Here is a 14,179-nt window from a genome sequence, read left to right as displayed (position 1 = left end):
CTGACGTGACGTCACGGCGGTGGGACAGGGAATGCTGGATTCGCGGCGCAATATCGCGCTCGCCTGCGCGCTCAGCGCACTCGCGGGCTATGTCGACGGCGTCGGCTACCTGCATCTCGGCGGCCTGTTCGTGTCGTTCATGAGCGGCAATTCCACCCGCCTCGGCGTGAGCCTGGCCGAAGCCCAGTGGTGGCCGGCCGCGCAGGCCCTGGGATTGATCGCGCTGTTCGTGGCGGGAGCCGCGGCCGGCAGTCTCGTCGTGCTCGGTGGCGGCGCAGAGCGGCAGCCCCGCCTGCTGCTCATCGAAGCCGTGCTGCTGGGAGCCGCCGCGCTCTGCCATGCGTTCGGGATGTCGGGCCTTGCGATTGCGGGGATCGTGCTGGCGATGGGCCTGGAGAACGCGGTGTTCCAGATCGACGGCGGCGCAGGCCTCGGACTCACTTATGTCACAGGTGCCCTCGTCAAGGTGGGCCAGCTCCTCGCCGCCAGCCTCAACGGTGGTCCGCGCTGGAGCTGGGCGCCGAACCTGCTGCTCTGGGCGGCGCTCGTCGCGGGCTCGGCGGCCGGCGCGCTCGCTTATGTCCGTATCAATCTCGCCGCGATCTGGTTCGCAGCAGGCACAGCGCTCGCATTGGCAGCGATCGTCGCGGCGGCCGTGCGGCGCTCGCGCGCTTGACAGAGCCTGCGGGACGCGAAATGGATCGCCCCCGATATCGATCGTAAGGGAATGACGACAGTGACCAAGGCGGCTCCCGCAGCCTGTCTGATCGGATGGCCGGCCGCGCATTCGCGGTCGCCGCTGATCCATCATTACTGGCTGCGTACGCTCGGCATCGCCGGCGGCTATGTCATCGAGGCGGTTCCGCCGGATGATCTGCGCGACTTCGTGTTGCGCCTGTCGCTGCGCGGCTTCGTCGGCGCCAACGTGACCATCCCGCACAAGGAGGATGTGCTGGCGCTCTCGACGCCCGATCCGCGCGCGAAGGCCGTCGGTGCCGCCAACACGCTGTGGTTTGCCGACGGTGAACTGCATTCGACCAACACCGACGTCGAGGGCTTCATCAACAATCTCGACGCCAGCGCGCCCGGCTGGGACGCGGCCGAGGAGGCGCTGGTGCTCGGTGCGGGCGGCGCGTCACGCGCGGTGGTGTTCGGCCTGCGCGAACGCGGCGTCCGGCGCATCCATCTTGCCAATCGCACGCTCGGCCGCGCGCAGACGCTCGCGCAGCAGTTCGGCCCGAACGTACACCCGATCGGATGGGATGCGCTCGACGAGGTGCTGCCGCGGGCAAAACTTCTCGTGAACACGACCTCGCTCGGCATGCACGGCCAGCCGGGGCTCGAGGTCGACGTGGCGCGCCTGCCGCAGTCGGCCGTGGTTTCCGACCTCGTCTATGTCCCGCTGATCACCCCGCTGCTGGCGGCTGCGCAGGCGCGCGGACTGAAGACCGCCGACGGGCTCGGCATGCTCCTGCACCAGGCGGTGCGCGGCTTCGAATTGTGGTTCGGCCAAAGGCCGCGGGTGACGGCCGAGCTGCGCGCGCTGATCGAGGCCGATCTCACAAAGTCTTGAAAGAATAGCCCCTCGTCTCCGGAGTTCTATGTCCGTGGGGGCAATCGGAGACTGTCATGGCTGTTCAACGTGCAACTTTCACACGTCCGCTCATTGCGGTCGCGATGGTGGCGACTTCGACCCTCTGTGCCTTCGCGCAGAAGGCCCCGGTGCCGACGCGCGTGCGCGGCACCATCGAGACCGTCGATGGCGACACGATGCAGGTGAAGTCGCGCAGCGGCGAGGAGGTCAAGCTGCACATCGCCTCCGACCTGCGCGTCGCCGGCATCACGAAGATCGGTCTCGGGGACATCAAGGTCGGCTCCTTCATCGGGGCGACGACGGTGCCGGGCCCGGATGGCGGCCAGAATGCCGTCGAGGTGCATGTGTTTCCGGAGAGCATGCGCGGCACCGGCGAGGGCTCCCGTCCCTGGGACCTGAAGCCGAATTCCAGCATGACCAATGCGACGGTGGCCGAGAGCGTGGTCGGCAATGACGGGCACACGCTGCTGGTCAAATACAAGGACGGCGAGAAGAAGGTGTTCGTCTCGGCCGACACGCCGGTCGTCACCTACGTGCCCGGCGACAAGTCGGATTTGAAGGCGGGTGCGAAGATCATCGCCTTCGTCAAGCCGCTGGCCGACGGCTCGCTGGAAGCCAATCGCGTCAGCGTCGGTCGCGACGGGCTGACGCCGCCGATGTGAGGGTCTTCACGGCGCACACCGCGCCGCGAACGCCGTGGTCGTCCCGGATCAGCGCCTGCGCGCCTGTCCGGGACACCGGTCGTCATTGCCGCCGCGGCTCACACCGCGATGATGTGGTCGTCGATCTCGTCGATCCGGTTGACGCCGCACAGGCCCATGGTCGTGAGCAGCTCCTTCTGGATGATGTCGATCGCCTTGGCGACGCCGGCCTGGCCGCCGGCCCCGAGGCCGTAGGCATAGGCGCGGCCGATCATGCAGGACTTCGCGCCGAGCGCGAGCGCGCGCATCACGTCCTGGCCGGAGCGGATGCCGCCGTCGAACATGATCTCCATCTTGGAGCCGACCGCGTCGACGATCTCGGGCAACACCTCGATCGACGACGGCGCGCCGTCGAGCTGGCGGCCGCCATGGTTGGAGACGACCAGCGCTTGCGCGCCGGTCTTGGCGGCTTCCTCGGCGTCCTCGACGTCGAGGATGCCCTTGATGACGAGCTTGCCCGGCCAGATGCTGCGGATCCACTCGACGTCCTTCCAGTTCAACGACGTGTCGAACTGCGATGCGGTCCACTCCGCGAGACGGTTGAGATCCTCGGTGTTCTTCACGTGGCCGGCGATGTTGCCGAAGGTGCGGCGCTTGCCCTGCAGCACGCCGGAGACCCAGGCGGGCTTGCTGGCGAAATCCAGCAGCTTGGACAGCGACCATTCCGGCGGCACCGTCATGCCGTTCTTGATGTCGGCATGGCGCTGGCCGATCACCTGGAGATCGACGGTCAGCACCAGCGCGCTGCACTTGGCCGCGATCGCGCGCTGGACCAGGTCCTTGATGAAGCCGCGATCCTTCATCACGTAGAGCTGGAACCAGAACGGCTTCTCGACATTGGCGGCGATGTCCTCGATCGAGCAGATCGACATCGTCGATTGCGTGAACGGGATGCCGGCGGCCTGCGCGGCCCGGCAGGCGTGGATCTCGCCATCGCCATGCTGCATGCCGAGAAGGCCGACGGGTGCGAGGATCAGCGGCATGGTCGACTGCTCGCCGAGGATCGTGGTCGAGGTGTCGCGCTTGGAGACGTCGACCAGGATGCGCTGGCGGAACTTGATCGCCTGCATGTCGTCGCGGTTGGCGCGCAGCGTTTCCTCGGCATAGGAGCCGCGGTCGCAATAGTCGAAGAAGGCTTTCGGCACGCGGCGCTTATGCAGCGTGCGAAGGTCGTCGATACAGGTGATGTGCTTCATGAACGTTTCCCCGGCCCGTCTTGCATCGGAAGATGTCAGGGGTCATCTAGCATGGTTGGATGCACAGCCAAATCGTTTGCGAGGAGGGCGCCATGACCAGGCCGCACAATGAGCCGACGCCGAACGAGGCCAAGGAGAAGCGCCGCCTCGACGAAGCGCTGGAGGAAGGTCTGGAAGAGACCTTCCCGGGCTCCGATCCCGTCAGCGTCACCCAGCCGCCGCCGAGTCGCGGCGATGGCCATGTGAAGCGCAAGGACTAGCGGACGGGCGCAGAGGGCGCGGATCGGGCCGGTTCCGGGTTCCACAGGAAATATAGTGTTAACAATGGGTTGCCGGGGCGGCCGGCGGCCCTGTTCCGTAATGATTCATCATATTTCTTGAAGCCAAGTTAGCCGCGTTGGCTTTATAAGACCTCAGCAAATCAGGGATGCGGGGCCCGTTCGGGCACCTAGTGGTTGTAGTGGGGATCCCTGGTTGTTGCGTGGGGGACGATATGAGCCGCAAATATTTCGGGACGGACGGAATCCGTGGCCGCGCCAACGGACTGATCACGCCTGAGCTCGCGCTCAAGGTCGGCCAGGCCGCGGGCCTCGCGTTTCAGCGCGGCGATCATCGCCACCGGGTGGTGATCGGCAAGGACACCCGCCTGTCCGGCTACATGATCGAATACGCGATGGTCGCGGGCTTCACCTCCGTCGGCATGGACGTGCTGCTGGTCGGCCCGATGCCGACGCCGGCCGTCGCGATGCTGACCAAGTCGATGCGCGCCGATCTCGGCGTGATGATTTCGGCCTCGCACAACCTGTTCGAGGACAACGGCATCAAGCTGTTCGGCCCGCAGGGCTTCAAGCTGTCGGACGACGTCGAGAAGCAGATCGAGCTGCTGCTCGACGAATCCCTCGACAAGCGGCTGGCGCAGAGCGCGAGCCTCGGCCGCGCCCGCCGTATCGACGGCGTGCACGATCGCTACATCGAATTCGCCAAGCGCACGCTGCCGCGCGACCTTTCGCTCGACGGCCTGCGTGTCGTGATCGATTGCGCCAATGGCGCCGCCTACAAGGTGGTGCCGGAAGCATTGTGGGAGCTGGGCGCCGACGTGGTGCCGATCGGCGTCGAGCCCGACGGCTTCAACATCAACAAGGAATGCGGATCGACCTCGCCGGAAGCGTTGTCGAAGAAGGTGCGCGAGATGCGCGCCGACATCGGCATCGCGCTGGACGGCGACGCCGATCGCGTCATCCTGGTCGACGAGCGCGGCCACATCGTCGACGGCGACCAGTTGCTCGCCGTGATCGCGCAGAGCTGGAAGGAAGACGGGCGGCTGTCGCGCCCCGGCATCGTCGCCACCGTGATGTCCAATCTCGGCCTGGAACGGTTCCTGAAGGGGCAGGGGCTCGATCTCGTGCGCACGCCGGTCGGCGATCGCTACGTGCTCGAGCAGATGCTGAACGGCGGCTACAATCTCGGCGGCGAGCAATCCGGCCACATCATCCTGTCGGACTACGCCACCACCGGCGACGGCTTCGTTGCCGCCTTGCAGGTGCTGGCGGTGGTGCAGAAGCTGCGCCGGCCGGTCTCCGAGGTCTGTCATCGCTTCGATCCGCTGCCGCAGATCCTGAAGAACGTCCGTCACAAGGGCGGCAAGCCGCTCGACGATTCCGACGTCAAATCGGCGATCTCCGACGGCGAGAAACGACTCAACGGCCATGGCCGCCTGCTGATCCGCTCCTCCGGCACCGAACCGGTTATCCGCGTGATGGGCGAGGGCGAGGACCGCATCCTCGTCGAGGAAGTCGTCGACACCATCGTCTCGGCGCTCGGCCAGGCCGCGGCCTGAGCTCGCGGCCATCCTTCGAGACGCCCGCTGCAAGCGGGTGTCTCGAACCATGCGGGCCGGACCGTTTCGTGGTGAAACCGGGCGCATGCATCCCTGCCATCGGCGATTGGCGGTGGCTCTACCGCGCGTTGCAGCGTAATGAGCGGGCGCTGCGGCTCGCCGCGCCTGCCGGGATACTCCATTGAACAAGCCTGTCGTCGTCTCCGAGGAAACGCTGACCGAGCCCGTCGTCATCAACGACGTGGCGCCGGCCGCCGCCAGGGCCGCGGGGCCGGCCTACATCGTGCTCGCCGGCATCAGCTTCTCGCACTTCCTCAACGACACCATGCAGTCGTTGATCGCTTCGGTGTACCCGATCCTGAAGGACACCTACGCGCTCGACTTCACGCAGATCGGCATGATCACGCTGGCGTTCCAGTTCACCGCGTCGCTGCTCCAGCCGGTGGTCGGGCACTACACCGACAAGAAGGCGCAGCCCTATTCGCTCTCGATCGGCATGGCCTCGACCTTCTTCGGCCTGCTGCTGCTCAGCGCCGCGCACCAATATCTCGTCATCCTCGTCGCCGCCGCGCTGGTCGGTCTCGGCTCGGCGGTGTTCCATCCGGAATCCGCGCGGATCGCGCGGCTCGCCTCGGGCGGACGCTACGGCTTCGCGCAGTCGGTGTTTCAGCTCGGCGGCAGCTTCGGCACGTCGATGGGGCCGGTGCTGGCCGCCCTGATCGTGGTGCCGTTCGGGCAGGGCAGCATCGCCTGGTTCTCCTCGATCGCGTTCCTCGCCATCGTCATCCTGTGGCGCATCGGCCGGTGGTACGAGCCGCAGATCAAGGCGAAGAAGACGGCGGTTGTTCAGGCGCATCCCGACGCGCCGAGTTCGCGCCGCGTCGGCGTCGCGCTCGCGGTGCTGGTGGCGCTGCTGTTCTCAAAGCAGCTCTACGTCTCGAGCCTGTCGAGCTACTACATCTTCTACCTGATCGACCGCTTCGGCGTGTCGACCCAGGCGGCGCAGATCTATCTGTTCGTATTCCTGGCGGCGAACGCGGTCGGCGCGTTTCTCGGCGGCCCGCTCGGGGATCGTTTCGGCCGCAAGATCGTGATCTGGATCTCGATCCTCGGTGCGCTGCCGTTCACGCTGGCGCTGCCTTATGCCGGTCTCGCCGGCAGCGCGGTGCTGTCCGTGATCATCGGCCTCATCATCTCCTCGACGACGTCGTCGATCATCGTGTTCGCGCAGGAGCTGGTGCCGCATCGCTTCGGCATGATCTCCGGCGTGTTCTTCGGCGTCGCCTTCGGCATCGGCGGCCTCGGGGCGGCCGTGCTCGGCAAGCTCGCTGATCACACCTCGATCGAGTTCGTCTACCAGGTCTGCGCCTACCTGCCGGCGATCGGCCTGCTTGCCGTGTTCCTGCCGAAACTGCCGCGGCACGTGCGTTAACACTTCCTCTCCGGCCTTATCGCCCCTTCACACATCGTTAGCGATTGTGACGCGCGAGCGCTGCATTTTTGCAACGCTCGCGCTGCGTGCGCGTGCGAAGTCAGAAAAAATCAACCTTAAAAATTAGGGTTAAGTGGCGCTTAAGCATTTGCTGCCATCGTCCGCCCGTGAGTTTCCAGAACGTGGGGCGTCCGTATTTTGCCTCACCGGCCATAAGGACGAAGCCAATGCGTAGCGTGAAGTCTCTCCTTGCCGCGGGTGCGGCAACCCTGATCTCGTCGATGGCATACGCCGCCGACATGCCGATCGCGGCCCCGCCCCCCATGTACGCGCCGCCGGCGCCCCCCGCTGATTTCGGCGGCTGGTATCTTCGTGGCGATGTCGGCATGACCAACCAGAGCGTCAGCAAGATCGACAGCGCGGTTGCACAGACTTACCCGACGACGACGAGCGGCCTCGGCTTCGACAGCTCGCCGCTGTTCGACCTCGGCGCCGGCTATCGCTTCAACAACTGGTTCCGTGCCGACGTGACCGGCCAGTGGCGCGGCCGCGCCAACCTGCACGGTTCCAACACCGTGACCTACGGTGCCGGCGACATCGGCGTGAACAACTATTCCGGCAGCAAGTCCGAGTGGGTGTTCATGGCCAACGCCTACGTCGACCTCGGCACCTGGTGGTGCATCACCCCCTTCATCGGCGCCGGCGTCGGCACCTCCTACAACAAGCTCAGCGGCTTCCGTGACGACGGCATGCGCTACACCGCCGGCGCGCTGTCCAACAGCGTCACCTACTTCGCCGACAACGGGAAGTGGAACTTCGCCTGGGCCGCGCATGCTGGTCTCGCCTACAAGGTCAATCCCGGGTTCACCGTCGAACTCGCGTACAGCTACATGAACCTCGGCGACGCCGCGCCCGGCAACTACACCGCCTTCGACGGCAGCATCTCCGGCCCGAGCTCGATCAAGCTGAAGGACATCACCTCGCACGACGTGAAGCTCGGCGTGCGCTGGGATCTCAACAGCCCGCCGGTCTACGCGCCGCCGCCGCTCATCACCAAGGGCTGATCGCTCGCTCGATCGCTTAACGTCTCTTAACGGCGCGGGATTTTCCCGCGCCGTTTTGCTTTGCGTATTTTTCATTGCTGGCAGCGATGAAAGCCTCCAACGCAACCATTGGTTAAGGTTAACGAGCCATGATCACGGGCGAAAGTTCGAGTTCGATGGAGCGTTGCAATGCGTAGGCTTTGGTTGGTTGCGGCGATGTTGGGAACGGCGTCTGTCGCGCACGCGGCCGATATGCCGGATCTGCCGGTGCTGCGCGGCGGCTTCACGGACGGTCTGTCGAAGACGACGCACAATTGGGACGGCTTCTACGCCGGCGGCACGTTCGGCTACGCGACCGACTCGTCCGATTTCGGGCAGAGCGTGGTCGGCCTGACCAACTACATCTTCCGCGACAGCGTGCTGCAGCAGCCGACGTCGACCTGGTCGCTGCTCAAGAAGAACACCGCGCAGAGCACCAGCTTCGGCGGCTTCGTCGGCCGCAACTGGCAATGGTACGATGCCATTCTCGGTCTCGAAGGCACCTACACCTATTTCAACAATCTCGCGGCTTCGTCGAAGGGCTCCAACTCGCTCGACATCGTCAACCCGCCTGGCGACACCGTGCCCGCCGGCGCCTATGACCATTGGGGCGTGACGCTGACCGGCGCTGCTGCCGCGCAGGTCAAGGACATGGTCACGTTGCGCGGTCGCGTGGGCTGGGACGGCGGCGACTTCATGCCGTACATCTTCGGCGGCGCTGCCATTGGCCGCATGGACGTCTCCCGCACCGTCACCAGCAACGTGACGCTGCGGACCGACACGACGGTCACGGACGCATTCGGCAACACGACGATCGTGACGGGAACGACGAACCCCGTTCCGTCGCAGTCGCAGACGCAGAGCCAGCACAAGTCCAACGCCTTCGTGGTCGGCTGGACCGCCGGCATCGGCCTCGAATACTGCCTGTGGGGCGGTTTGTTCGCGCGCGTCGAATACGAGCACGTGCAGTTTTCCCCAGTTATGAACACGTCGGTGACGCTGAACAACGCGCGCGTCGGGCTCGGCTACAAGTTCTGATGCCGTGTCCCGGCTCTGTGGTTGACAGGGCTGCTTCGTCCTGATGCTCTGTCGCCCGAATTCGGGCGGCGGCAATGAAGATCTACGGCGACAGCAATTCCGGAAATTGTCTCAAGGTGAAATGGGTCTGCGACAAGCTCGCGGTGCCCTATCGATGGATTGAGATCGACACCGGCAAGGGCGAAACGCGCACGCCGCAATTCCTGCGGATGAACGGCGCGGGCCAGGTGCCGACCGTCGAGTTCGACGATGGCCGCGCGCTGGCGCAGTCGAATGCCATCATCCGTTATCTTGCCCGCGACAGCGCGCTCGTGCCGCGCGATGCCTTTGTCGCGGCGAAGATGGACGAATGGCTGTTCTGGGAACAGTACAGCCACGAACCCTACATCGCGGTGTGCCGCTTCCAGCTGGTCTATCTCGGCAAGAACGTTTCCGATCTCGATCCCGAGAAGGTCAAGCGCGGCCATGCGGCGCTCGACCGGATGGACAGTCATCTGGTGACGAGCCGATTCTTCGCGGGCGACATGATTTCGCTGGCAGACGTCTCCCTGCTTGCCTATACGCGCCTCGCGCACGAAGGCGGTTTCGAACTCGGCCGCTATGCCGCCGTCCGGCGCTGGATCGGCGAGACCGAGGCTTATCTCGGCCTGCCGCCGGCGCGTTGAATCTGGAGCTTCCCGACATGAATGCCAAATCCGTCGCCATTCGTCCCGCGCGCCGGGACGACGTCGCTGCGATCGTGGCGATGCTCGCCGACGATCATCTCGGCCGCGCCCGCGAGCGCATGGAAGATCCGCTGCCTGCGCCGTACTACGCGGCATTCGAGCGCGTCGAGCGCGATCCCAATCTCACGCTCGTCGTCGCCGAGAGCGAGGGTAGGGTGGTTGGTTGTCTGCAACTTGCGGTGCTGCCCGGCATCAGTTCGCAAGGAGGTTTGCGCGGTCTGCTCGAAGACGTTCGCGTCGCTTCCGATTGTCGCAGTCGCGGCATCGGCGAGCAGCTCGTGCAATGGGCGGTGACGGAAGCGAAAGCGCGCGGCTGCAATCTCGTCGAATTGCTGACGCATTCGAGCCGTGTTGACGCGCAGCGCTTCTACAAGCGGCTCGGCTTCGCGGCGAGTCATGTCGGCATGACTGTCCGCTTTTGAAGCAGCTCGTCGTGGCCGTTGCGCGATCTGCAAAATCGGATCGCGCATTCGTATGAATTAAGAGCTGATAAACTACCCAGCTGACGCGCGCGTTTATCCGGGAACGAACGGTGTTACGCAGGCGTCAGACACCGGGCTCGGTTGGTTCGGGGACTTCAATGAAACGCTATTCGATGATCAAGGTCGGCAACGACTATGTCGTGCAGGCCGACGACAACAGCATTTTGAAAGTCGGCAGTCGTCGCCGCGCCGCGCAGTTGATCAGTGAGGCAACGGACTTGCTGAATGCGCTCAGCGAAATCGAATCCCCTGAGATCGCGCCGGAGGCGCCATCACTCCACCGTGAGGAGCCGGAACTTCCTTGACGCTGTGAGCCGTTTCCCGTAAGAGCCGCGGCGGGACACCTCCCCCCAACGGGAGGCTCACTATCTGGAAGGGTAGAACATGACTGTAGCGAAGCCCGCTTCGCGGCCGACCGTGCCGCATTTCTCCTCCGGCCCCTGCGCCAAGCGCCCCGGCTGGAACGCCCAAAATCTCAAGGACGCAGCGCTCGGCCGTTCGCATCGCGCGAAGGTCGGCAAGACCAAGCTCAAGCTCGCGATCGATCTGACGCGCGAGGTGCTCGAGGTGCCCGCCGATTATCGCATCGGCATCGTGCCGGCCTCCGACACCGGCGCGGTCGAGATGGCGCTGTGGTCGCTGCTCGGTGCGCGGCCCGTCACCACGCTCGCCTGGGAATCCTTCGGCGAGGGTTGGGTCAGCGACATCGTCAAGGAATTGAAGCTCAAGGACGTCACCAAGCTGAACGCGGCCTATGGTGAGATCCCCGACCTGTCGAAGGTCGATCCCAAGAGCGACGTCGTCTTCACCTGGAACGGCACCACCTCCGGCGTGCGTGTGCCGAACGCCGACTGGATCAGCGCGACCCGCGAAGGCCTGACCATTTGCGACGCCACCTCGGCTGCGTTCGCGCAACCGCTCGACTGGGCCAAGCTCGACGTCGTCACCTTCTCCTGGCAGAAGGCGCTCGGCGGCGAGGCCGCGCACGGCATGCTGATCCTCTCGCCCCGGGCAGTGGAACGGCTCGAGACCTACAAGCCGGCCTGGCCGCTGCCGAAGATCTTCCGCATGACCAAGGGCGGCAAGATCAACGAAGGCATCTTCGTCGGCGAGACCATCAACACGCCGTCGATGCTCTGCGTCGAGGACTATCTCGACGCGCTGAACTGGGCCAAGTCGATCGGCGGCCTCAAGGCGCTGATCGCGCGCGCGGACGCCAACACCAAGGTGCTCGCCGACTGGAAGGCGAAGACGCCCTGGGTCGACTTCCTGGCCAAGGATGCTTCGATCCGCTCCAACACGTCGGTGTGTCTGAAGTTCACCGATCCCGCCATCACCTCGCTCCCGGCGGATGCGCAGGCCGACTTCTGCAAGAAGCTGGTCGCGCTGGTCGAGAAGGAAGGCGCGGGCTTCGACTTCGCATACTACCGCGATGCGCCGGCAGGCCTGCGCATCTGGTGCGGTGCGACCGTCGAGGCCAAGGATGTCGAGATCCTGACCCAGTGGATCGACTGGGCTTTCGCCGAGACCAAGGCCGCGCTGCCCAAGGCTGCCTGACAAGGCAGTCTCGCAACGCCGTGAGTTGATGCCGGGCGGATCTCTCCGCGCGGCCTGATCTCCACAGGCCCGTCATGTTCGAACCCGAGAACGAGATCGAGCGCATGCTGATGCGTGCCGCGCAGGAGCCGTCGGAACGTCCGGCCTTCGCGCGGGCGCTGCTCGACGCCGAGACCGTCGTGGTGCTGGTGCCCGAAGCGGGCCGCATCGCGCCGGGACCGGACGGCCATGCAATCATTCCGGAAGGAACCAGGCTTTCGATGCCGAGCGTGACGCGCGGCGGAGAGCGGTTCCTTCCTTTCTTCACTGCGCCTTCCCGGGCGCGTGCCTGGTTCGGTGGCGATCACGTCGTCGCCCCCGACAGCACGCGTGATCTGTTTGGCCGCTACCCGGAGGCATCCTTCGTGCTCAATCCTGGCTCCGACTACGGCAAGGAATTTACCCCTGCCGAGGTGAAACGGCTGCTCGCCGGCCATTTCGAGGAAGGCGCCGAGACGATCACGATTCCCGCGGGCGAGCAGTTGCTGCTCGGCCATCCCAGCGACGTACCGGAGGCGCTGATCTCGGCGCTCTCGCGCGAGTTCGGTACGGTGAAATCGATCCGCGGCGCCTGGCTGATGCTGGCGGCGCGGGCGGGGCATGCCGAGCAGAGCTGGATGCTCGGCGTCGATCACGAGGGATCGTGGTCGAAAGTGCAGGCGGCGATCAATCGCGCGGTCGCCGGCGATGTCCTGAAGGGACGGCCGCTCGATGCCGTCCCGCTCGAGGACAGTTCACTCGCATCGACCTTGCGTACCGGCATTCCGATTCCCGCCGCCAAGCGCGGCTTGTTCCAGAAACTCTTCAGATAACAGCCAGGCAGGCCCTCCCATGACCAAACCGAAAGTTCTCATTTCCGACGCGCTCTCCCCCGCCGCCGTGCAGATCTTCAAAGATCGCGGCGTCGAGGTCGACTTCCAGCCCAATCTCGGCAAGGACAAGGACAAGCTCGCCGAGATCATCGGCAATTACGACGGCCTCGCGATCCGCTCCGCGACCAAGGCGACGGCCAAGATCCTCGACAAGGCCGCCAACCTCAAGGTGATCGGCCGTGCCGGCATCGGCGTCGACAACGTCGAGATTCCCGCGGCGACCGCCAAGGGCATCATCGTGATGAACACGCCGTTCGGCAATTCGATCACGACCGCCGAGCACGCCATCACCCTGATGCTGGCGCTGGCGCGCGAGATCCCGCAGGCCGACGCCTCCACCCAGGCCGGCAAGTGGGAGAAGAACCGCTTCATGGGCGTCGAGATCACCGGCAAGGTGCTCGGCGTCGTCGGCTGCGGCAACATCGGCTCGATCGTCGCCGACCGCGCGCTCGGCCTGCGCATGAAGGTCGTCGCCTTCGATCCGTTCCTGTCGCCCGAGCGCGCCAAGGACATCGGCGTCGAGAAGGTCGAGCTCGACGAGCTGCTCAGGCGCGCCGACTTCATCACGCTGCACACGCCGCTGACCGACAAGACCAAGAACATCATCGACGCGGCCGCGATCGCCAAGATGAAGAAGGGCGTGCGCCTGATCAACTGCGCCCGCGGCGGTCTCGTCGACGAGCAGGCCGTGGTCGACGCGCTCAACTCCAAGCACATCGCCGGCGCCGCCTTCGACGTCTTCGTCGAGGAGCCGGCCACCGCCAACGTGCTGTTCGGCCATCCCAATGTGATCTGCACGCCGCATCTCGGTGCCTCCACCACCGAAGCGCAGGAGAACGTCGCGCTTCAGGTCGCCGAACAGATGTCGGACTACCTGCTCACCGGCGCGATCTCGAACGCCGTCAACTTCCCCTCGATCACGGCGGAGGAAGCGCCGAAGCTGAAGCCGTTCATCGCGCTCGCCGAGAAGCTCGGCTCCTTCGCCGGCCAGCTCACCGAGAGCGGCATCCTCAAGGTCGAGATCACCTATGAGGGGCAGGTGGCCGAGATGAAGATCAAGGCGATCACCTCGGCGGTGCTGTCCGGCCTGCTGCGGCCGATGCTGGGCGAGGTGAACGTGGTCTCCGCGCCGGTCGTCGCCAAGGAGCGCGGCATGGTGGTGGACGAGATCGTGCGCGCCGCGCAGAGCGACTACGAGAGCCTGATCACCGTCACGGTCGCGACCGAACGCCAGGAGCGCTCGGTTTCCGGCACCGTCTATCACGACGGCAAGCCGCGCCTCGTCGACATCAAGGGCATCCGGGTCGATGCAGAGTTCGGCAAGTCGATGATCTACGTCACCAACGAGGACAAGCCTGGCTTCATCGGCAAGTTCGCGGGGCTCTTGGGCGATGCCAAGATCAACATCGCGACCTTCCATCTCGGCCGCGTCGAGCAGGGCGGCGACGCCATCGCGCTCGTCGAGGTCGACGGCGTGGTGCCGCCGGACCTGCTTGCCAAGGTGCAGGCCCTGCCGCAGGTCAAGCAGGTCAAGGCGCTGACGTTCTGACGCGCCGGCCGCCGTCTGCCGTCACGGCCGGGCCTGATCCGGCCATCCACCTGTCGCCTCGCGCGCGGAAAATCG

Annotated in this window: 15 protein-coding genes; 14 read left to right on the top strand and 1 reads right to left on the bottom strand. The window is 65.4% G+C overall.

Going from position 1 to position 14,179, the window contains the following annotated elements:
- Positions 1 to 31: 31 nt before the first annotated feature.
- The 3 genes from QM712_RS15715 to QM712_RS15705 are packed head-to-tail and all read left to right on the top strand — an operon-like array spanning position 32 to position 2,256.
- Positions 32 to 676, top strand: coding sequence for a YoaK family protein (locus QM712_RS15715; protein ID WP_415024016.1), 645 nt, complete (start codon positions 32 to 34; stop codon positions 674 to 676).
- 51 nt (positions 677 to 727) lie between these two features.
- Complete coding sequence (locus QM712_RS15710) at positions 728 to 1,573, top strand: shikimate dehydrogenase (protein ID WP_415024015.1); 846 nt, start codon at positions 728 to 730, stop codon at positions 1,571 to 1,573.
- Between the two features lie 56 nt (positions 1,574 to 1,629).
- Complete coding sequence (locus QM712_RS15705) at positions 1,630 to 2,256, top strand: hypothetical protein (protein ID WP_415024014.1); 627 nt, start codon at positions 1,630 to 1,632, stop codon at positions 2,254 to 2,256.
- Positions 2,257 to 2,354: 98 nt separating this feature from the next.
- On the opposite strand, the gene QM712_RS15700 is transcribed toward QM712_RS15705, so the two are convergent.
- Entirely contained in the window at positions 2,355 to 3,491 is a 1,137-nt protein-coding gene (locus QM712_RS15700) for an L-lactate dehydrogenase (protein ID WP_415024013.1), read from the bottom strand.
- 92 nt (positions 3,492 to 3,583) lie between these two features.
- Here QM712_RS15700 and QM712_RS15695 point away from each other — a divergent pair, with 92 nt between their 5' ends.
- The 11 genes from QM712_RS15695 (at position 3,584) to serA (ending at position 14,104) form a co-directional block, all read left to right on the top strand.
- On the top strand, positions 3,584 to 3,751 hold the full coding sequence (locus QM712_RS15695) for a hypothetical protein (RefSeq protein ID WP_415024012.1): 168 nt from the start codon (positions 3,584 to 3,586) through the stop codon (positions 3,749 to 3,751).
- Positions 3,752 to 3,984: 233 nt separating this feature from the next.
- Entirely contained in the window at positions 3,985 to 5,328 is a 1,344-nt protein-coding gene (gene glmM, locus QM712_RS15690) for a phosphoglucosamine mutase (RefSeq protein ID WP_415024011.1), read from the top strand.
- 181 nt (positions 5,329 to 5,509) lie between these two features.
- Positions 5,510 to 6,760 (top strand): MFS transporter, encoded by a 1,251-nt coding sequence (locus QM712_RS15685; RefSeq protein WP_415024010.1) that lies wholly within the window; start codon positions 5,510 to 5,512, stop codon positions 6,758 to 6,760.
- Between the two features lie 227 nt (positions 6,761 to 6,987).
- The gene (locus tag QM712_RS15680; RefSeq protein WP_415024009.1) at positions 6,988 to 7,824 is read left to right on the top strand and encodes an outer membrane protein; all 837 of its coding nucleotides are present in this window, start codon (positions 6,988 to 6,990) and stop codon (positions 7,822 to 7,824) included.
- 168 nt (positions 7,825 to 7,992) lie between these two features.
- The gene (locus QM712_RS15675) at positions 7,993 to 8,880 is read left to right on the top strand and encodes an outer membrane protein (RefSeq protein WP_415024008.1); all 888 of its coding nucleotides are present in this window, start codon (positions 7,993 to 7,995) and stop codon (positions 8,878 to 8,880) included.
- 74 nt (positions 8,881 to 8,954) lie between these two features.
- Complete coding sequence (locus tag QM712_RS15670) at positions 8,955 to 9,545, top strand: glutathione S-transferase family protein (RefSeq protein ID WP_415024007.1); 591 nt, start codon at positions 8,955 to 8,957, stop codon at positions 9,543 to 9,545.
- A gap of 17 nt (positions 9,546 to 9,562) precedes the next feature.
- Entirely contained in the window at positions 9,563 to 10,027 is a 465-nt protein-coding gene (locus QM712_RS15665) for a GNAT family N-acetyltransferase (protein ID WP_415024006.1), read from the top strand.
- A gap of 158 nt (positions 10,028 to 10,185) precedes the next feature.
- Positions 10,186 to 10,392 carry a hypothetical protein gene (locus tag QM712_RS15660; RefSeq protein ID WP_415024005.1) on the top strand — a complete coding sequence of 69 codons (207 nt, stop codon included), beginning with the start codon at positions 10,186 to 10,188 and terminating at the stop codon, positions 10,390 to 10,392.
- Positions 10,393 to 10,471: 79 nt separating this feature from the next.
- Positions 10,472 to 11,644, top strand: coding sequence for a phosphoserine transaminase (locus tag QM712_RS15655; protein WP_415024004.1), 1,173 nt, complete (start codon positions 10,472 to 10,474; stop codon positions 11,642 to 11,644).
- A gap of 74 nt (positions 11,645 to 11,718) precedes the next feature.
- Positions 11,719 to 12,495: an enhanced serine sensitivity protein SseB C-terminal domain-containing protein gene (locus tag QM712_RS15650; RefSeq protein ID WP_415024003.1), complete on the top strand. Its 777-nt coding sequence runs from the start codon at positions 11,719 to 11,721 to the stop codon at positions 12,493 to 12,495.
- 19 nt (positions 12,496 to 12,514) lie between these two features.
- A complete protein-coding gene (serA, locus tag QM712_RS15645; protein WP_415024002.1) occupies positions 12,515 to 14,104 on the top strand; it encodes a phosphoglycerate dehydrogenase in 1,590 nt (529 codons plus the stop codon).
- Positions 14,105 to 14,179: the final 75 nt, after the last annotated feature.

This window comes from Bradyrhizobium sp. (genome assembly GCF_047605465.1).
Taxonomy (GTDB): domain Bacteria; phylum Pseudomonadota; class Alphaproteobacteria; order Rhizobiales; family Xanthobacteraceae; genus Bradyrhizobium.
Note: the sequence above shows the minus strand (reverse complement) of the source record. Positions and strands in the feature narration are given on the sequence as shown.